Source organism: Klebsiella sp. R390 (genome assembly GCF_051131745.1).
In the GTDB taxonomy this organism is placed as follows: domain Bacteria; phylum Pseudomonadota; class Gammaproteobacteria; order Enterobacterales; family Enterobacteriaceae; genus Klebsiella.
Window position 1 is genome coordinate 879,371 of sequence record NZ_CP180445.1, and the last position, 18,438, is coordinate 897,808.

Consider the following 18,438-nt stretch of genomic DNA (forward strand, 5'->3'; position numbering starts at 1 on the left):
AGGGTGTTTACACCGCCTGACCCAGACTGTAGCTGGCGGCACCTGATGCCGGTTGCAGTCGGTCGTTCATAATTTTAATCACGTCACCAAGCTGCAAAATACGTCCTGCGACCGTCACTCCCGGCTGGGCCAGCAAACACAGGGCCGCATTTTCCCCGGGTTCAACCACCAGCAAATTCACCTGTTGCCCGCTATCGCTGAGCCAGGCACTGGCGGCGTCACCGGTGACCGGCTGCCAGCTGGCGTCATGAGAGGTGAAATGCCAGCTTTTCGGCATTTGTGGTTTCAGGAAGCGAATCGCGACCAGCGCATTCAGGACTAATTCCGCGCGCTGCTCTTTCGATAATTCTATATCGCGACATTTTTCTTCGAAGGAAAAATAAAGCGCGGCATCGTCAACGCAGAATCCGGATGGCGCGAAGGCGTCCGGGGTTAACATCCGACGCGCAAAACGCGAACGGAACAACATACCATTGGCCAAATCGAGCATCATACGATCGTGCTCTTCATCGTAATACCAACGCCAGTTATCGTCAGGTTTAATTCGCATCGTCTACCAATCCTCTTTTGCGTCCAGCCCTATATCCGTCATACTTCAAGTTGCATGTGCGTTGCCTTTCCTCGTTCACCCCAATCACTTACTTCAGTAAGCTCCTGGGGATTCCCTGCGTCGACGCCTTCCTGCAACTCGAATTATTTTGGCTATAAATTCATGGCATCCTGCAACAAAATTATTTCCAAAATTAAGAAAAGACTAAAATGTCTAAATAAGCAACAATGAAGGAATATAAAACAACCAGGGCCGGAAATAAAGCCCTGGGTGGGATCAGAGGGGGAAAAGATTAGATATGGGTAACAATTTCTTTAATCAGGGGTGGCCCTTTAAAAATAAACCCGGAATAAATCTGGACGAGACTCGCCCCTGCCGCCATTTTTTCTCGCGCGGCGATCACTGAATCAATCCCGCCGACACCGATAATCGGTAACCGACCATTTAATTCCGCCGCCAGCATGCGGATAATTTCTGTACTCTTCAGTTGCAGCGGACGACCGCTAAGACCACCGGTTTCATCACAGAATTTCATTCCCTGTACCAGCGAACGATCGAGGGTGGTATTGGTCGCGATGACGCCATCAATATTATGGCGAACTAAACTATCGGCGACCTGGATCAATTCTTCGAGAGAAAGATCCGGCGCGATCTTTACCGCCACTGGAACATATTTTTGATGCTTCTGCTGGAGTTCCAGTTGCTTATTTTTAATACCGGAAAGCAGATCGTCGAGGGCCTCACCATATTGCAAGGTACGCAGCCCTGGCGTATTCGGTGAAGAGATATTAATGGCGATATAACCGGCATAAGGATAGATTTTTTCCATACAAATCAGATAATCATCTTTACCCTGCTCGACCGGCGTGTCTTTATTCTTGCCGATATTAATGCCGAGGATACCGTCAAAATGCGCCTTTTTGACGTTCTCAACCAGGTTATCAACGCCGTGGTTATTAAAGCCCATGCGGTTGATCAAACCTTCCGCATCAACCAGACGGAAGATCCTCGGCTTGTCGTTACCCGGCTGCGGGCGCGGCGTCACGGTACCAATTTCAATGGAGCCGAACCCCATTGCACCGAGCGCGTCGATGCACTCGCCATTCTTATCCAGCCCTGCGGCCAGACCCAGTGGATTCTTAAATGTGAGACCCATGCAGGTGACCGGTTTGGTCGGCACCTTCTGGCGAACCAGCATTTCCAGCGGCGTACCTGATACTCGGCGTAATTGTTGAAAAGTAACTTCATGAGCGCGCTCAGGATCGAGCTGAAAAAGGGCTTTACGAACGAAGGGGTAGTACATGAACTCTCCTGGATTCCCGGTGGCAAACCGGGGGCGTATTATGTTCGATCGGCGCCAGAAAGGGAATTGACCTACAACAAAAAATCTCGCATCCGACGCAAACGTTTTCTTCTCTCCCCTCCCATTATGCAAATTCTGACAAAACAAGGGTGGAAAAATCATTTAGGGAAATAAATCGCCTCTGTCACACTGCTCGCAAATGTTATCAATTATAGATAAATGCAAACATTTGGTTATAAGGAGAGAGACGATGCGTGTCATTACACTTGCGGGTAGCCCGCGCTACCCTTCCCGTTCCAGTGCGCTTCTGGAATATGCCAGAGCAACCCTCTCCGCGGCTGATGTTGAAGTTTGCCACTGGCACCTGCAAAACTTTGCCCCGGAAGATCTGCTTTATGCCCGTTTTGATAGCCCGGCGCTGCAGACTCTGAATGAACAACTGTCCGGCGCAGACGGGCTGATTATCGCCACTCCGGTCTATAAAGCGTCGTTTTCCGGTGCTCTGAAGACCCTGCTCGACCTGCTGCCGGAACGAGCGCTGGAGGGGAAAATCGTCCTGCCGCTGGCCACCGGCGGCACTATCGCCCATATGCTGGCGGTGGATTATGCCCTGAAGCCGGTCCTTAACGCCCTGAAGGCCCAGGAGATCCTCCATGGCGTCTTTGCTGACGATAGCCAGATAACCGACTATCAACACAAGCCGCAGTTTACGCCGAACCTGCAGGGCCGCCTCGATCAGGCGCTGGAAACCTTCTGGCAAGCGCTGCACCGCACCGCCAGCCGGGCCCCTGGCCTCAAGACCATTCGCGGGGTGGAGCATGCGTAATATCCTGCGAACCCTGACCCTCAGCGGGTTACTGACGTTTTCTGCCCTGAGCCACGCGGCGGAACCCGCACCGGAAGCGCTGCGCATCGGCTACCAAAAAGGCAGCGTCAGTATGGTGCTGGCCAAAAGCCACCAGTTGCTGGAAAAACGCTATCCGAATACCGCTATCTCCTGGGTGGAATTCCCGGCGGGACCACAGATGCTCGAAGCGTTAAATGTCGGCAGCATCGATCTGGGCAGTACTGGTGATATTCCGCCGATATTTGCCCAGGCCGCCGGGGCCGATCTGGTTTACGTCGGTGCCGAACCGCCGAAGCCCAAAGCGGAAGTGATTCTGGTGGCCCAGGATAGCCCGATAAAAAGCGTAGCGGAACTCAAGGGACGTAAAGTCGCGTTCCAGAAAGGTTCCAGCTCCCACAACCTGCTGCTGCGGGCCTTACAGCAAGCTGGCCTGAAAATCAGCGATATTCAACCGGTCTATCTGGCGCCTGCCGACGCTCGCGCGGCGTTCCAGCAGGGCAACGTGGATGCCTGGGCTATTTGGGATCCTTATTACTCTGCGGCGCTACAGCAAACCCACGCCCGGGTATTGAAAGATGGCAGCGACCTGAAACAAACCGGCTCTTTCTATCTCGCTGCGCGCCCCTATGCCGATAAAAACCCGGCCTTTATTACCGGCGTACTGGAAACATTCAGCCAGGCGGATGCCCTGACCCTGAGCCAGCGTCCGCAAAGCATTACCTTACTGGCAAAAACCATGGGTGTGCCGGAAGCGGTGATCGCCAGCTATCTTGACCATCGCCCGCCCACCACTATCACCCCGGTCAGTGCCGAAACGGCCGCTCGCCAGCAGCAAACCGCCGACCTGTTCTATGAGAACAAACTGGTACCGAAAAAAGTCGATATCCGCACCCGAATCTGGCAGCCCGCCGTGGCACAAGGAGCAAAATCATGAGTTTAAATATGTTCTGGTTTTTACCGACCCACGGCGATGGCCGCTACCTTGGTACTGACGAAGGTGCCCGTCCGGTGGATCATGGCTATCTGCAACAGATCGCACAAACCGCCGACCGTCTTGGGTTTACCGGCGTGCTGATCCCGACCGGCCGCTCTTGTGAAGATGCCTGGCTGGTTGCCGCCTCAATGATCCCAGTGACGCAACGGCTGAAGTTTCTCGTGGCCCTGCGCCCCAGCGTGATGTCCCCTACGGTTGCCGCTCGCCAGGCCGCAACGCTCGACCGTCTGTCCAACGGCCGGGCGTTGTTTAACCTGGTGACCGGCAGCGATCCCCAGGAACTGGCCGGTGACGGGGTATTCCTCGATCATACCGAACGCTACGAAGCCTCGGCGGAATTTACCCATATCTGGCGCCGCCTGATGGAGGGAGAAACGGTCACTTATAACGGTAAACACCAGCGGGTGCGCGGCGCGAAGCTGCTGTTTCCACCGATCCAGCAGCCACGGCCACCGCTCTACTTTGGCGGATCCTCTGACGTTGCGCAGGATCTGGCGGCGGAGCAGGTCGACCTGTATCTGACCTGGGGAGAACCACCGGAGCAGGTGGCGGAAAAAATTGCCCAGGTGCGGGAAAAAGCCGCGCGTCATGGTCGCCAGGTGCGCTTCGGGATCCGTCTGCATGTGATTGTCCGGGAAACCAATGAAGAGGCCTGGCAGGCGGCTGACAGTCTTATTTCGCACCTTGATGATGAGACCATTGCCCGCGCGCAGGCGGCCTTTGCCAAAACCGACTCGGTCGGGCAACAGCGGATGGCGGCGCTGCATAACGGTCAGCGCGACAAGCTGGAAATCAGCCCCAACCTGTGGGCCGGCGTCGGGCTGGCACGTGGCGGTGCCGGAACCGCACTGGTTGGCGACGCGGCCACCGTGGCCGAGCGCATCAATGAATACGCGGCACTGGGTATCGATAGCTTTATTTTCTCCGGCTACCCGCATCTTGAGGAAGCTTACCGCGTCGGAGAACTGCTGTTCCCGCTGTTGGATGTCAATATTCCGTCGGTCCCGCAGCCGCAGAGCCTGCGCCAGCAGGGCGAGGCGGTCGCCAATGAGTTTATCCCGCGTAAAGTCGCGCAAAGCTAAGGAGTACATCATGGCAAAGTCTGCGCAAAAACTGCTGATGCGGGTAGCTCCCTGGCTGCTGCCGGTGGGAACCGTCATCATCTGGCAACTCGCGTCGTCGGTTGGCTGGTTATCCACCCGTATTCTCCCCTCTCCGGAGGGGGTACTGAAAGCCTTCTGGACGCTCTCCGCCAGCGGCGAACTGTGGCAGCATCTGGCCATCAGCTCGTGGCGGGCGCTGCTGGGCTTTGCCATCGGCGGCTCTATCGGGCTGGTGCTCGGGCTGATCAGCGGCCTCTCGCGCTGGGGCGAACGCCTGCTGGATACCTCAATTCAGATGCTGCGCAATGTGCCGCACCTGGCCCTGATTCCGCTGGTGATTTTATGGTTCGGCATTGACGAAAGCGCCAAAATTTTCCTCGTCGCGTTGGGGACCATGTTCCCGATTTACATCAATACCTGGCACGGCATTCGTAACATCGACCGCGGGCTGCTGGAAATGGCGCGGAGCTACGGCTTATCCGGTTTTGCCCTGTTCCGCCATGTGATTCTGCCCGGCGCCCTGCCCTCCATCATGGTGGGGATCCGCTTCGCCCTTGGCCTGATGTGGTTGACGCTGATCGTGGCCGAAACCATCTCCGCCAACGCCGGCATTGGCTATCTGGCCATGAATGCCCGTGAGTTTTTACAAACCGACGTGGTGGTGGTAGCCATCATTCTTTACGCCATTCTTGGCAAACTGGCCGACGTCAGCGCACAGCTGCTCGAACGCGTGTGGTTACGCTGGAACCCGGCTTATCATCTTCAGGAGGCCAACGCATGACTACTGCCCGTCTCAACCCAGGGATCCCGCTGTTACTGAACGGCGTAAGCAAACGCTACGGCGACAATACCATTCTGAACGCGCTGGATTTACATATTCCTACCGGGCAATTTGTCGCGGTAGTGGGACGCAGCGGCGGCGGCAAAAGCACCCTGCTGCGTCTGCTCGCCGGGCTCGAAAAGCCCAATGACGGCGAACTGCTGGCCGGGGCCACGCCGCTGGCGCAGATCCAGGACGATACGCGAATGATGTTTCAGGATGCGCGATTGCTGCCATGGAAAACGGTGATCGACAACGTCGGCCTGGGACTGAAAGGCGCCTGGCACGACGCGGCCCGCCAGGCATTGGCCAGCGTGGGTCTGGAAAGCCGCGCCGGCGAGTGGCCGGCGGCGCTCTCCGGCGGGCAAAAACAGCGTGTGGCGTTGGCCCGCGCGCTGATTCACCGACCGGGCCTGCTGTTGCTCGATGAGCCGCTGGGCGCGCTGGATGCGTTAACCCGGCTGGAAATGCAGGATTTGATTGTGTCATTGTGGGAACAACACGGATTCACCGTGCTGCTGGTGACGCACGACGTGAGTGAAGCGGTCGCCATGGCCGACCGGGTGCTGTTGATTGAGGACGGTAAAATTGGACTGGATTTAGGGGTGGATATTCCACGCCCACGTCGGACCGGTTCGGCGCGCCTGGCCGAGCTGGAAGCCGAGGTGCTGGACAGAGTCATGAAGCGCGGCACGAGCGAGTCTGCGCCGCGCTTATTGAATCACGGTTAACCACCTTCTGGATTTCCCCGGTTGCGCTGCGCGTACCGGGGATCTCCTGACCGTTATGCCAGAGCTTTACTGATTTTTTCGAACAGATCGCCGGAGAGATTCTCCAGACCTTTCAGCTGCTCCAGCGCCGCGCGCATCAGCGCCTGGCGTTCGGCATCGTAACGTTTCAGACGAATCAACGGTTCAATCAGGCGAGACGCCACCTGCGGGTTACGGCTGTTGAGTTCGGTCAGCATCTCAACCAGGAACTGATAGCCGCTGCCGTCTTCCGCATGGAACGCCGCCGGGTTGCTGCCGGCAAAGGCGCCAATCAGCGAACGAACGCGGTTCGGGTTGCTGATGCTGAAGGAGCGGTGATTCAGCAAGCCGCGCACCGTCTCAACGACATTCGCTGCCGGGCTGGTGGACTGCAGGATAAACCATTTATCCATCACCAGACCGTCCTGATGCCACTTATCGTCATACTCCTGCATCAACGCATCGCGGCAAGGCAGTTCCGCCGCCACCGCCGCCGACAGTGCCGCCAGCGCATCGGTCATATTGTCCGCCTGATGATACTGCGCGACGACCAGCTTATTCGCCAGCTCAACGTCGCCGAACGCCAGGTAACGCAGGCAGGTATTGCGCAGTGAACGCTTGCCGATATCGGCATGTTCCACGCGATAGCTCGCGAGCTTGTTGGCGTTGTAGATCGCCAGGAACTCGTCCGCCAGCTCTTTCGCCAGCGTGCGGGTCAGCGCTTCCCGTACCGCTGCAATAGCGATCGGGTCGATGATGGCAAACAATTCAGCGATTTCGTTGGCGGAAGGCAGCGTCAGAATTTCGGCCGCCAGCGCCGGGTCAATCTTCTCATCCAGCAGGATCGCGCGGAACGCGTCGGCCACATGAATCGGCAGTGACAGCGGCTGGCCCTGCTGATGGCGATTGACGTTCAGCTTGATGTAGGTTGCCAGCAGGCTCTGCGCAGCATCCCAGCGGGAGAAGTCGTTACGCGCATGGCGCATCAGGAACGTCAGCTGCTGATCGCTCCATTTATACTCCAGCTTCACCGGAGCGGAAAACTCGCACAGCAGCGCCGGGACCGGCTGGAAGTAGACGTTGTCGAACACAAACGTCTGCTCGGCCTGGGTCACGTTCAGCACGTGATGCACCGGATGACCGCCCTTCTGCAGCGGGATAACCTTGCCTTCGTTGTCATACAGTTCGATATCGAACGGAATGTGCAGCGGCTGTTTTTCCGGTTGTTCCGCCGTCGGCGGCGTACGCTGACTGATGGTCAACGTATACTGTTCGGTTTCCGGATTGTAGTCATCATGGACGCTCACCACCGGCGTACCGGACTGGCTGTACCAGCGACGGAAATGGGACAGGTCGACATTGGAAGCATCTTCCATCGCCTGGACAAAGTCATCGCAGGTGGCAGCGCTGCCGTCATGACGTTCGAAGTACAGCTGCATCCCTTTCTGGAAGTTGGCTTCACCCAACAGGGTGTGCAGCATGCGGATCACTTCGGCCCCTTTTTCATACACCGTCAGGGTGTAGAAGTTGTTCATCTCAATGACCATATCCGGGCGGATAGGATGAGCCATCGGGCTGGCATCTTCAGCGAACTGCATGCCACGCATGGTGCGAACGTTGCTAATCCGGTTAACCGCACGTGAACCCAGGTCAGAACTGAACTCCTGATCGCGGAACACGGTCAGCCCCTCTTTGAGGCTCAGCTGGAACCAGTCGCGACAGGTGACGCGGTTACCGGTCCAGTTATGGAAATATTCGTGACCAATGACTCGTTCGATATCAAGGTAGTCTTTATCGGTCGCAGTATCGGTACGGGCCAGCACGTATTTGGAGTTAAAGACGTTCAGTCCTTTGTTCTCCATGGCGCCCATATTAAAGAAGTCGACGGCGACGATCATATAGATGTCGAGGTCGTACTCGAGGCCGAAACGGGTTTCGTCCCATTTCATGGAGTTTTTCAGCGACGTCATCGCCCACGGCGCGCGATCGAGGTTGCCGCGGTCAACGAACAGCTCCAGCGCCACTTCGCGCCCGGAACGGGTTTTAAAGGTATCGCGTAGCACGTCGAAATCACCAGCCACCAGCGCAAACAGATAGCACGGTTTCGGGAACGGGTCCTGCCACTGGATCCAATGACGCCCCTGCTCCAGTTCTCCCTGAGCAACGCGGTTGCCGTTGGAAAGCAGGTACGGATACTTCGCTTTATCGGCGATAATTTTGGTGGTGAAACGCGCGAGGACATCCGGACGGTCCAGGTACCAGGTAATATGCCGGAACCCTTCAGCTTCACATTGGGTACACAGCGCTTCGCCAGACTGATACAGGCCTTCCAGCGCGGTATTGGCCGCCGGGCTGATTTCATTGACGATAGTCAGGGTGAAATGTTCCGGTAATCCTTCGATCACCAGCTGGTTATTTTCTTCTTTATAGTGGCTCCACGGCTGGCCATCTACTTTCAGGGAGACCAGCGTCAGGTCTTCACCATCCAGACGCAACGGCACGTCAGACGCCGCCGCGTGACGGGAGACTTTACTCTCTGCCGTAACAACGGTTTTCTCGGCATCCAGGTCAAAGGTCAAATCGATATCGCTAATCAGATAATCCGGCGTACGGTAATCGTGGCGGTATTTGGCTTGGGGCTGTTGTGTCATAAAAAACCTTTAGCATGTTCCATAAAGTGTCGAACCCAGTCTATTCCTGTTGTGTAGATCGCGCTACGCAGAATCTTCATCTTTTCAATGCCAAACACGAAATTTGCTACATATCGATAACATTAGAGGCACGAAATGCACTCGACCCGCTATAAAGCTTGTGGTGTGATCCCTGTTCAATATATTAAACTAGGCCTCGCAAATGACCGCCAGCGTCGCCATCGATCGCCACAGCGGGACAGAGTCGGGTAATAAAGGTATACTCCGCCTCCTTTTTTCTGCTTCGGTTTTGATGGAAACGCTCCAGTGAGAGGACGCTACTGCGCACCATGACACAATTCACTTCTCCTGTACTGCACTCGCTGCTTGATACGGATGCCTACAAGCTGCATATGCAGCAGGCTGTCTTCCACCGCTACAACGATGTGCACGTTGCGGCGGAGTTCCGCTGCCGTGGTGACGATTTACTCGGTATCTACGCCGATGCGATCCGCGAGCAGGTTGAGACCATGCGTGACCTGACGCTGCAGGACGATGAATATCACTGGTTGTCTACCCTGCCGTTCTTTTCTCAAGATTATCTCGACTGGCTGCGCAACTTCCGCTACGACCCGAGCCAGGTCAGCGTCAGAAACGACAACGGCAAGTTGAATATTCGCCTGTCCGGCCCGTGGCGCGAAGTGATCATGTGGGAAGTCCCGCTGCTGGCAGTAATCAGCGAGCTGGTTCACCATTATCGCTCACCGGAAATCAGCGTCGATTTGGCGCTGGACACGCTCGAACACAAGCTGGCCGACTTCACGCAGATGACCGCAGACCTCGATATCAGCGGCTTCCGTCTGATGGACTTCGGCACCCGCCGCCGTTTCTCGCGAGAGGTGCAGCAGGCCATCGTTGAACGCCTGCAGCAGGAATCATGGTTTGTCGGCACCAGCAACTACGATCTGGCCCGCCGTCTGAATCTGACGCCCATGGGCACCCAGGCACACGAATGGTTCCAGGCGCATCAGCAAATTAGCCCTAACCTCGCCAGCAGCCAGCGCGCAGCACTGGCGGCATGGCTGGAAGAGTACCCCGACCAGTTGGGGATCGCCCTGACCGACTGCATTACCATGGATGCGTTCCTGCGGGATTTCGGCCCGGAGTTTGCTACCCGCTATCAGGGCCTGCGCCATGATTCTGGCGATCCGGTTGAGTGGGGAGAGAAAGCCATCGCGCACTACCACAAGCTGGGGATCGACCCGCTGAGCAAAGTGCTGGTGTTCTCCGATAATCTCGATCTGGCCAAAGCGGTGGATTTGTATCGCCACTTTGCATCACGGGTTAATCTCAGTTTCGGTATTGGTACGCGTTTAACCTGCGATATTCCTCAGGTGAAACCGTTAAATATCGTCATCAAGCTCGTGGAGTGTAACGGCAAGCCAGTCGCCAAACTCTCTGACAGCCCCGGCAAAACCATCTGCCACGATAAAGCCTTTGTCCGGGCGCTGCGTAAAGCTTTCGATCTGCCGCCGGTGAAAAAGGCCAGTTAATCATCATAAGGAGCCGTTCTGGCTCCTTTCCTTTATTTATTTCCGAAATCTCCCCTTCACGGTGCGAAATCTACTTGTCTGACGGAAGATGACAGGTAACATAGATATCCCCCCATCACTGGGGGATACCGATTTTTTTTATTGGACTACGAATAGAGAGACTATTATGAGCGTTGTGCCTGTAGCCGACGTACTCCAGGGCCGTGTTGCCGTTGACAGCGAAGTCACCGTGCGCGGATGGGTGCGTACTCGCCGAGATTCAAAAGCTGGCTTTTCCTTCCTGGCCGTCTATGACGGTTCCTGCTTTGATCCTGTACAGGCCGTTATTAATAATTCTCTGCCCAATTACAATCAGGAAGTGCTGCGCCTGACCACCGGCTGCTCGGTTATCATTACCGGCAAAATCGTCGCCTCCCAGGGCCAGGGTCAAAGTTTTGAAATCCAGGCCAGCCACGTTGAAGTGACCGGTTGGGTAGAGGATCCGGATACCTATCCGATGGCCGCCAAGCGTCACAGCATTGAGTACCTGCGTGAAGTCGCGCACCTGCGCCCGCGGACCAACCTGATTGGCGCCGTTGCCCGCGTTCGTCATACCCTGGCGCAAGCGTTGCACCGTTTCTTTGACGAGCAAGGTTTCTTCTGGGTATCGACGCCGCTGATCACCGCATCCGATACCGAAGGTGCCGGCGAAATGTTCCGCGTCTCCACGCTGGATCTGGAAAACCTGCCGCGCAACGATCAGGGCAAAGTAGATTTCGATAAAGACTTCTTCGGCAAAGAGTCGTTCCTGACCGTATCCGGCCAGCTGAACGGCGAAACTTATGCCTGTGCGCTGTCCAAAATCTACACCTTTGGCCCGACCTTCCGCGCCGAAAACTCCAACACCAGCCGCCACCTTGCGGAGTTCTGGATGCTGGAGCCGGAAGTGGCATTCGCTAACCTGAACGACGTTGCCGGCCTGGCGGAAGCCATGCTGAAGTACGTCTTCAAAGCGGTACTGGAAGAGCGTGCCGACGATATGAAATTCTTCGCCGAACGCGTAGATAAAGAAGCCGTATCGCGTCTGGAACGCTTTATTGATGCCGATTTCGCCCAGGTCGATTACACCGATGCCGTCACCATTCTGGAAAACTGCGGCAAGCAGTTTGAAAATCCGGTGTACTGGGGTGTTGACCTCTCTTCCGAGCATGAGCGCTATCTTGCAGAAGAGCACTTCAAAGCGCCGGTCGTCGTCAAAAACTACCCGAAAGACATCAAGGCGTTCTATATGCGCCTTAACGAAGACGGTAAAACCGTCGCGGCAATGGATGTTCTGGCACCGGGTATCGGCGAAATCATCGGTGGTTCTCAGCGTGAAGAGCGTCTGGACGTGCTGGATGCCCGTATGGCGGAAATGGGCCTGAATAAAGAAGACTACTGGTGGTATCGCGATCTGCGTCGTTATGGCACCGTTCCGCACTCTGGCTTCGGTCTGGGCTTTGAACGTCTGATCGCCTATGTCACCGGCGTACAGAACGTGCGTGATGTCATTCCGTTCCCGCGTACGCCGCGCAGCGCTACATTCTGATTGTTTTTCCTTATTACCCTAAAGGCCAGCGTATGCTGGCCTTTTTTTATGTCAAGATTTGTTAACAAGTCTTAATTAATCTAAACATCAAGCCTTCCGCGTCACATTTATGTTACTCACTATTACGACTCGTTGAGTAAGGATAAATCGCACCTTATGTTCATTCCTCGATGAACCATCTGATAATTTTGTTCATTTTTTAACCTCTCACCGCACAAGATGCAAAGACAAACGCTGAGTGAAAAAAAAGCGAAATGCACACACAAAATACACAATCGCTGCTTTATCTAAATTAATCATAATTAATTCATATAGATATATATGGACTGGTGATTTAGCGAGCAAAGTGGAACGGAATTTTGATTGAGTTCACAAAGTTCCCCAAAAAACACATTTTGTTACATACTCTTTCTTATTGTTACTCATATGCGACATTGGTAGCATTTTCCGGCTAGCGAAACGCTGGCGCGGATGGAAAGATGCCTTCAGACACCAAACTATCATCAATGGTTCTGTAAGTTTTTATTGACAGAATGTATTGGCGGCAGTGGCAAGTGTTCATATAAAAATATTAATGAGGGTAATAAATAATGATGAAGCGCAATATTCTGGCAGTGGTAATCCCTGCCCTGCTGGTAGCCGGCGCAGCAAATGCTGCAGAAATCTATAATAAAAACGGCAACAAACTGGATTTCTACGGCAAAATGGTTGGCGAGCACGTCTGGACCACCAACGGTGACACCAGCAGCGACGACACCACCTATGCTCGTATCGGCCTGAAAGGCGAAACCCAGATCAACGACCAACTGACCGGTTACGGCCAGTGGGAATACAACATGGACGCGTCCAACGTTGAAGGTTCCCAGGGGACTAAAACTCGTCTGGCATTCGCCGGTCTGAAAGCGGGTGAATACGGTTCATTCGACTATGGTCGTAACTACGGTGCGATCTACGACGTTGAAGCGGCAACCGATATGCTGGTTGAGTGGGGCGGCGATGGCTGGAACTACACCGACAACTTCATGACCGGTCGTACCAACGGCGTTGCAACCTACCGTAACTCTGACTTCTTCGGTCTGGTTGACGGCCTGAGCTTCGCGCTGCAGTACCAGGGTAAAAACGACGCCAGCTCTCGTAACGTTCACAAACAGAACGGCGACGGTTTCAGCACCTCCGCAACCTACGCGTTTGACAATGGTATCGCACTGTCTGCTGGCTACTCCAGCTCTAACCGTAGCGTAGATCAGAAAGCTGATGGCAACGGCGACAAAGCTGAAGCATGGGCAACTTCTGCGAAGTATGATGCGAACAACGTCTACGCAGCTGTGATGTACTCCCAGACTTACAACATGACTCCGGAAAACCAGGACGTCTACTTCGCCAGCAAAACTCAGAACTTTGAAGCCGTTGCTCAGTACCAGTTCGACTTCGGTCTGCGTCCGTCCATCGGTTACGTACAGACCAAAGGTAAAGACCTGCAGAGCCGTCCTGGCTTCTCCGGCGGCGATGCTGACCTGGTTAAATACGTCGAAGTGGGTACCTGGTACTACTTCAACAAGAACATGAACGTCTACGCAGCATACAAATTCAACCTGCTGGACGACAACGATTACACCAAAACTGCTGGCGTTGCTACCGACGATCAGGCAGCGGTTGGTATCGTTTACCAGTTCTAATCTGCAGTACACCCCTTCGTGATATGCCTAAAAAGCAGGACTTCGGTCCTGCTTTTCTCATTTAGTAAGATAAAGATCGTAACTTTCGAAAACCTTCTCGCTTTTTGTCGCAAACGGTTGGCAATTTGTAAATCTCCCGTTACCCTGATAGCGAAATTCCCTCAGTAATCACAATGGAACCTCGTCATGTTTGAGAACATTACTGCCGCCCCTGCTGACCCCATTTTAGGCCTGGCCGATCTGTTTCGTGCCGATGACCGTCCGACTAAAATTAACCTCGGGATTGGTGTTTACAAAGACGAAACGGGTAAAACCCCGGTCCTGACCAGCGTCAAAAAAGCAGAGCAGTACCTGCTGGAAAATGAAACCACGAAAAACTATCTGGGTATCGACGGTATTCCGGAGTTTGGCCGCTGCACCCAGGAGCTGCTGTTTGGTAAAGGCAGCTCAATCGTCAGCGACAAGCGCGCACGTACCGCCCAGACTCCAGGCGGCACCGGCGCTCTGCGCGTTGCGGCAGACTTCCTGGCAAAAAATACCTCAGCGAAACGCGTCTGGGTAAGCAATCCAAGCTGGCCGAACCACAAGAGCGTGTTCAACTCCGCGGGCCTCGAAGTATGCGAATACACTTATTATGATGCGGCCAACCACGCGCTGGATTTTGACGGCCTGCTGGCAAGCCTCAGCGAAGCCCAGGCCGGTGACGTGGTTCTGTTCCACGGTTGCTGCCATAACCCAACCGGTATCGATCCGACGCTGGATCAGTGGCAACAGCTGGCACAGATGTCCGTCGAAAAAGGCTGGCTACCGCTGTTCGATTTCGCCTACCAGGGCTTTGCCCGTGGTCTGGAAGAAGATGCTGAAGGTCTGCGTGCATTCGTTGCGCTGCATAAAGAGCTGCTGGTTGCCAGCTCCTACTCGAAGAACTTTGGTCTGTATAACGAGCGTGTGGGCGCCTGTACGCTGGTGGCCGCCGATGCCGATACCGTTGACCGCGCTTTCAGCCAGATGAAGTCGGTGATCCGTGCCAACTACTCCAACCCGCCGGCTCACGGTGCTTCTGTGGTCGCCACAATCCTCAGCAACGACGCACTGCGTGCAATCTGGGAGCAAGAGCTGACCGATATGCGCCAGCGCATTCAGCGCATGCGTCTGCTGTTTGTTAATACGCTGCAGGAAAAAGGCGCCAGCCGTGACTTCTCTTTCATCATCAAGCAAAACGGCATGTTCTCGTTTAGCGGCCTGACCAAAGAGCAGGTGCTGCGTCTGCGTGAAGAGTTCGGCATCTACGCCGTGGCCTCCGGGCGTATCAACGTAGCGGGTATGACGCCAGATAACATGGCACCGCTGTGTGAAGCGATCGTCGCCGTGCTGTAATCTCGCCGGCAGAAAAAATAAAGGCCGCTGACGCGGCCTTTATTACATTCCCCACACGATAAATTACCAGACCGGCATTTCATCCTGCAGGAAGGGGTTGTGCAGGCGCTCATACCCCAGCGTCGATATCGGACCGTGACCGGGAATAAACGTCACATCATCACCCAACGGCAATAATTTACGTTTAATCGCATCAATCAGTTGCCCATGATCGCCGCGCGGGAAATCGCTGCGCCCGACGCCCCCTTTGAAAATCACATCGCCGGAAATCAGCAAGCGTGAAGCATCATCAAAAAAGACAACGTGTCCAGGCGTATGCCCCGGGCAGTGCAGTACCTGCAGAGAAACATTCCCTACGCTGACCACGTCGCCTTCATTGAGCCAGCGATCCGGCTGCAGCGGCTGGCAATCTTCCAGACCGAACATCCGGCTTTGCGCTGGCAGCCCTTCCAGCCAGAACTCATCTTCTTTTTCCGGACCGATAACCGGCACACCGTAATGCTGTGCCAGTTCAGCCGCCGCACCAACGTGATCGAGATGACCATGGGTGAGCAAAATCTGCATCAGGCTAACGCCCGCTGCGGTTACTTCCTGTTTGATTCGCTCGGCGTCGCCGCCCGGATCGACCAGTGCGGCGAGCCGGGTTTGTTCACACCAGATTAAAGAACAGTTCTGAGCGAACGCGGTGACCGGAATAATACGATAGTTCATGATGCTCCTTTCGTTACCAGTGCCTGACCGGACCGGTATCAATATGCACAAAATTGCTACGTGGGTAGTATCCTACACCACCTGCGCCCATAGATAACGCCGCTTTGCGAACATTGCTTAACGAAATGCCTTCAATATGAAAATCCATGGCCTGACCCTTGGTGTGATAGCTATGTTTAGCCACACCACGGCTTCGTGCGCGAAGCTCGTCATTGGTATCGAGAGAACGATAGCCAGAGATAAGCTGGACAGGTTTATTGGTGCCAAGTAATCCCTGCAGACGATAGAGGTGATCAAACAAACTCGGATCGATAGTCTTAATTTTATTCGCGCGGAAATCGCGGAAGAAATGATTAAGTCTTGCTAATTCATCCTGAATATAGCCTCTGCCATCGAAAAACTCCGCCTTGAGTGATTCACCAGTGTGCAGGTTATTCAACGTCAGAATACGCGGTCGGGGGGTCGAGAGGGTGGCAAATGCCGGCGCAGGCAGAATGGCTGCAGCACCGAGCGCAGCCCCGCCTAACGCCAGCAGTTTGCGGCGATTAGCGTCAAATTTGTCCATGATAATCAGGTCTACAAGTAAATGAATCGAATATATGCACTTCTGGCGCACGAAAGGCACCTTACCGGGCATTATTGCCAACGTCAAGGTAGCCTAACCCCAGTAAACACAGGCCCTGTAGACGCACAGAGCCTGTTTTTACCACGTATTAGGACAACAAATTTGGTTGAACTACTTCATTTACCTGATTAATTGTTCCGCTTTTGGCAGAATTTGTGCGCCAGATCGCGCGGTGAGATCGTAATTGTAAATATCTGTACGATATTGCATGCGGCCATCAGCCCCGACGAACGCCGTTAAATAGTAAAGATTGACCGGAATATTTTGACGGATATTCACATAGCGAGTGTCGCCCTGCTTCAGCGCATCAGAAATCCGCGAGTCGTTCCAGCCCGCATCCTGCAGCAGCATATTCGCCAGTTCAGAAGCTTTATTTACCCGCACGCAGCCAGAGCTTAACGCCCGGACATCTTTCTGGAACAGGTTATGGTTCGGCGTATCGTGCAGATAGATGGCATCAGAGCTTGGCATGTTGAACTTATAGCGGCCCAATGAATTACGTGCACCTGGCGCCTGCTGGAAACGGAACGGCAAATTGTTTTCGGTGATCGTCGACCAGTCAACCCGGTACGGATCGATCGCCTCTTTACTGTTCCAGCCGCGCATCACGGTATAACCGTGCTGTTCAAGATAACCGGGGTCGTTACGCACCTTCGGCAGAATATCTTTGCGCGCCAGCGTTGGCGGGACGTTCCACGGCGGGTTAACCACCACGTTATTCAGCGCGCTGCTCATCATCGGCGTTTTACGATCCGGGCGACCGACGATCACCCGCGATGCCAGAACCTGGCTGCCATCCTGATAATAAACCAGTGAAAACGCCGGAATATTTACCATAATGCCGGTCGACAGTTTGCCCGGCAGCAAGCGTAAGCGTTGAATATTTAACGCCAGCACTCCAGCGCGTTGGGCCGCCGAGACGTTCAGCCAGTCGCGTGTCGATTGACCAATGACGCCATCGGCGCCCAGCCCCTGCCATGCCTGAAAACGTTTCACCGCGTCGACGAGCTGACGGTCGTAGACCCCGCGCGTCGCTGCTTTACCCTTCTTCACCGCCGACGGGCTGACGACATCTCCCGGCAAGGCAATGTTAGCCGCATCGTCGAGCATACCGTTGCGCTGTAAGATTTCACGCAGCGCGCCAATATCATTACTCCACTCGCCCGGTCGCAGCGAGGTCGTGCTGGTCAACTGCGGCCACGGACGCGAATCCGCCACCAGCGACAGCAGCGCGCGGTGCATTGCCTCATATTGCGGATGCGTTGGTGCCAGCCCGGCAATAAACGGCACCAGCGCGCCGTTATCCAGTGCCAGCTGCCACTGATTAATCACCGACAGCGGTGGCGTCGCCATCGTGTACGGCCTGGTGCCATACAGCCAACGATTCCCCTGTACCGGAATGCCGCTGATAAAATGCAGGTAGCCCATCATGGCGTCAGACAGCACGATATCACGTGCCATGCCGCTGACCGCCGGATCGGTCAGCAGGCTCACCCAGGTGGTGAACTGCGGTTGAAACCCGGCGATAGCAACCTCAGCCAGCTGCTGCTGGAAGGCCTGAACCGCCTCGCGGTTCTCCCACATCGGTTTCATGTCCCTGGCCGCATACAGCGCCACCAGCGGATTCATAAACACTGGCTGATAGCCCGCCGGCAGCAGTGCTGTCATATCGGCGCGACTTTTCTCTACGGCACCGGCAGCCTGAGGCTGTTCACCGGCCATTTTAGCGACCGCCGCCGACTGGCCGACGCTCTGGCTTAGCGCAGACGACAGCTCTCCTAAAGTTGCGGAGCTGTCCGTTGGTACGACTTCAGGCTCTTCGGCCTGGGCATTGAACAGTGGAGCAAATGCCAGAGCCAGGCTCAAACTCAGCGCTGACAATGAACAACCATATCGTTTCTTTAGCAACATCCCTTGCCCCCCTGTTGACACA

At 54.9% G+C, this 18,438-nt stretch carries 15 protein-coding genes; 9 read left to right on the forward strand and 6 right to left on the reverse strand.

Annotated elements, in window-relative coordinates:
* Positions 1 to 7: 7 nt before the first annotated feature.
* Positions 8 to 550, reverse strand: a complete 543-nt coding sequence (zapC, locus tag ACMYSP_RS04115) for a cell division protein ZapC (RefSeq protein ID WP_434585702.1) — start codon at positions 548 to 550, stop codon at positions 8 to 10.
* 292 nt (positions 551 to 842) lie between these two features.
* Entirely contained in the window at positions 843 to 1,853 is a 1,011-nt protein-coding gene (pyrD, locus tag ACMYSP_RS04120; RefSeq protein ID WP_123756193.1) for a quinone-dependent dihydroorotate dehydrogenase, read from the reverse strand.
* Positions 1,854 to 2,103: 250 nt separating this feature from the next.
* Between pyrD and ssuE the strand changes: the two genes are divergently transcribed.
* Genes ssuE through ssuB form a run of 5 tightly spaced genes read left to right on the forward strand, consistent with a single transcriptional unit; the run spans position 2,104 to position 6,348 of the window.
* A complete protein-coding gene (gene ssuE / locus ACMYSP_RS04125; protein WP_434585703.1) occupies positions 2,104 to 2,679 on the forward strand; it encodes an NADPH-dependent FMN reductase in 576 nt (191 codons plus the stop codon).
* Complete coding sequence (locus ACMYSP_RS04130; RefSeq protein ID WP_434585704.1) at positions 2,672 to 3,634, forward strand: sulfonate ABC transporter substrate-binding protein; 963 nt, start codon at positions 2,672 to 2,674, stop codon at positions 3,632 to 3,634. The genes ssuE and ACMYSP_RS04130 overlap by 8 nt, the downstream gene beginning before the upstream one ends.
* The gene (gene ssuD / locus ACMYSP_RS04135; RefSeq protein WP_434585705.1) at positions 3,631 to 4,776 is read left to right on the forward strand and encodes an FMNH2-dependent alkanesulfonate monooxygenase; all 1,146 of its coding nucleotides are present in this window, start codon (positions 3,631 to 3,633) and stop codon (positions 4,774 to 4,776) included. Before ACMYSP_RS04130 ends, ssuD begins: the two co-directional genes overlap by 4 nt.
* A 10-nt stretch (positions 4,777 to 4,786) precedes the next feature.
* The gene (gene ssuC / locus ACMYSP_RS04140) at positions 4,787 to 5,578 is read left to right on the forward strand and encodes an aliphatic sulfonate ABC transporter permease SsuC (RefSeq protein ID WP_434585706.1); all 792 of its coding nucleotides are present in this window, start codon (positions 4,787 to 4,789) and stop codon (positions 5,576 to 5,578) included.
* Entirely contained in the window at positions 5,575 to 6,348 is a 774-nt protein-coding gene (gene ssuB, locus ACMYSP_RS04145; RefSeq protein WP_434585707.1) for an aliphatic sulfonates ABC transporter ATP-binding protein, read from the forward strand. Before ssuC ends, ssuB begins: the two co-directional genes overlap by 4 nt.
* Positions 6,349 to 6,401: 53 nt before the next feature.
* Here ssuB and pepN read toward each other — a convergent pair whose 3' ends face one another.
* Positions 6,402 to 9,017 carry an aminopeptidase N gene (gene pepN, locus ACMYSP_RS04150; RefSeq protein WP_434585708.1) on the reverse strand — a complete coding sequence of 872 codons (2,616 nt, stop codon included), beginning with the start codon at positions 9,015 to 9,017 and terminating at the stop codon, positions 6,402 to 6,404.
* 329 nt (positions 9,018 to 9,346) lie between these two features.
* Between pepN and pncB the strand changes: the two genes are divergently transcribed.
* From pncB to ACMYSP_RS04170, 4 genes are all read left to right on the forward strand, one after another.
* The gene (gene pncB / locus ACMYSP_RS04155; protein ID WP_434585709.1) at positions 9,347 to 10,549 is read left to right on the forward strand and encodes a nicotinate phosphoribosyltransferase; all 1,203 of its coding nucleotides are present in this window, start codon (positions 9,347 to 9,349) and stop codon (positions 10,547 to 10,549) included.
* A 166-nt stretch (positions 10,550 to 10,715) separates the two neighbouring features.
* Positions 10,716 to 12,116, forward strand: a complete 1,401-nt coding sequence (gene asnS / locus ACMYSP_RS04160; protein ID WP_434585710.1) for an asparagine--tRNA ligase — start codon at positions 10,716 to 10,718, stop codon at positions 12,114 to 12,116.
* 590 nt (positions 12,117 to 12,706) lie between these two features.
* Positions 12,707 to 13,792, forward strand: a complete 1,086-nt coding sequence (gene ompK35, locus ACMYSP_RS04165) for a porin OmpK35 (RefSeq protein WP_434585711.1) — start codon at positions 12,707 to 12,709, stop codon at positions 13,790 to 13,792.
* A 186-nt stretch (positions 13,793 to 13,978) separates the two neighbouring features.
* A complete protein-coding gene (locus tag ACMYSP_RS04170; RefSeq protein WP_434585712.1) occupies positions 13,979 to 15,169 on the forward strand; it encodes an amino acid aminotransferase in 1,191 nt (396 codons plus the stop codon).
* 63 nt (positions 15,170 to 15,232) lie between these two features.
* Here ACMYSP_RS04170 and ACMYSP_RS04175 read toward each other — a convergent pair whose 3' ends face one another.
* The 3 genes from ACMYSP_RS04175 to ldtD form a co-directional block, all read right to left on the reverse strand.
* Entirely contained in the window at positions 15,233 to 15,880 is a 648-nt protein-coding gene (locus ACMYSP_RS04175) for an MBL fold metallo-hydrolase (RefSeq protein WP_174508505.1), read from the reverse strand.
* A 13-nt stretch (positions 15,881 to 15,893) separates the two neighbouring features.
* The gene (locus ACMYSP_RS04180) at positions 15,894 to 16,445 is read right to left on the reverse strand and encodes a YcbK family protein (RefSeq protein WP_123756250.1); all 552 of its coding nucleotides are present in this window, start codon (positions 16,443 to 16,445) and stop codon (positions 15,894 to 15,896) included.
* 180 nt (positions 16,446 to 16,625) lie between these two features.
* The gene (gene ldtD / locus ACMYSP_RS04185) at positions 16,626 to 18,416 is read right to left on the reverse strand and encodes a L,D-transpeptidase (protein WP_434585713.1); all 1,791 of its coding nucleotides are present in this window, start codon (positions 18,414 to 18,416) and stop codon (positions 16,626 to 16,628) included.
* Between the last annotated feature and the right edge of the window lie 22 nt (positions 18,417 to 18,438).

Bases quoted from the DNA above. Each gene is read 5' to 3' on its own strand.
- ssuD (WP_434585705.1), top strand. From the start codon at position 3,631: ATGAGTTTAAATATGTTCTGGTTTTTACCGACCCACGGCGATGGCCGC.
- asnS (WP_434585710.1), top strand. From the start codon at position 10,716: ATGAGCGTTGTGCCTGTAGCCGACGTACTCCAGGGCCGTGTTGCCGTT.
- zapC (WP_434585702.1), bottom strand. From the start codon at position 550: ATGCGAATTAAACCTGACGATAACTGGCGTTGGTATTACGATGAAGAG.
- pncB (WP_434585709.1), top strand. From the start codon at position 9,347: ATGACACAATTCACTTCTCCTGTACTGCACTCGCTGCTTGATACGGAT.
- pyrD (WP_123756193.1), bottom strand. From the start codon at position 1,853: ATGTACTACCCCTTCGTTCGTAAAGCCCTTTTTCAGCTCGATCCTGAG.
- ACMYSP_RS04175 (WP_174508505.1), bottom strand. From the start codon at position 15,880: ATGAACTATCGTATTATTCCGGTCACCGCGTTCGCTCAGAACTGTTCT.
- pepN (WP_434585708.1), bottom strand. From the start codon at position 9,017: ATGACACAACAGCCCCAAGCCAAATACCGCCACGATTACCGTACGCCG.
- ssuE (WP_434585703.1), top strand. From the start codon at position 2,104: ATGCGTGTCATTACACTTGCGGGTAGCCCGCGCTACCCTTCCCGTTCC.
- ssuC (WP_434585706.1), top strand. From the start codon at position 4,787: ATGGCAAAGTCTGCGCAAAAACTGCTGATGCGGGTAGCTCCCTGGCTG.
- ldtD (WP_434585713.1), bottom strand. From the start codon at position 18,416: ATGTTGCTAAAGAAACGATATGGTTGTTCATTGTCAGCGCTGAGTTTG.
- ACMYSP_RS04180 (WP_123756250.1), bottom strand. From the start codon at position 16,445: ATGGACAAATTTGACGCTAATCGCCGCAAACTGCTGGCGTTAGGCGGG.
- ACMYSP_RS04130 (WP_434585704.1), top strand. From the start codon at position 2,672: ATGCGTAATATCCTGCGAACCCTGACCCTCAGCGGGTTACTGACGTTT.
- ssuB (WP_434585707.1), top strand. From the start codon at position 5,575: ATGACTACTGCCCGTCTCAACCCAGGGATCCCGCTGTTACTGAACGGC.
- ACMYSP_RS04170 (WP_434585712.1), top strand. From the start codon at position 13,979: ATGTTTGAGAACATTACTGCCGCCCCTGCTGACCCCATTTTAGGCCTG.
- ompK35 (WP_434585711.1), top strand. From the start codon at position 12,707: ATGATGAAGCGCAATATTCTGGCAGTGGTAATCCCTGCCCTGCTGGTA.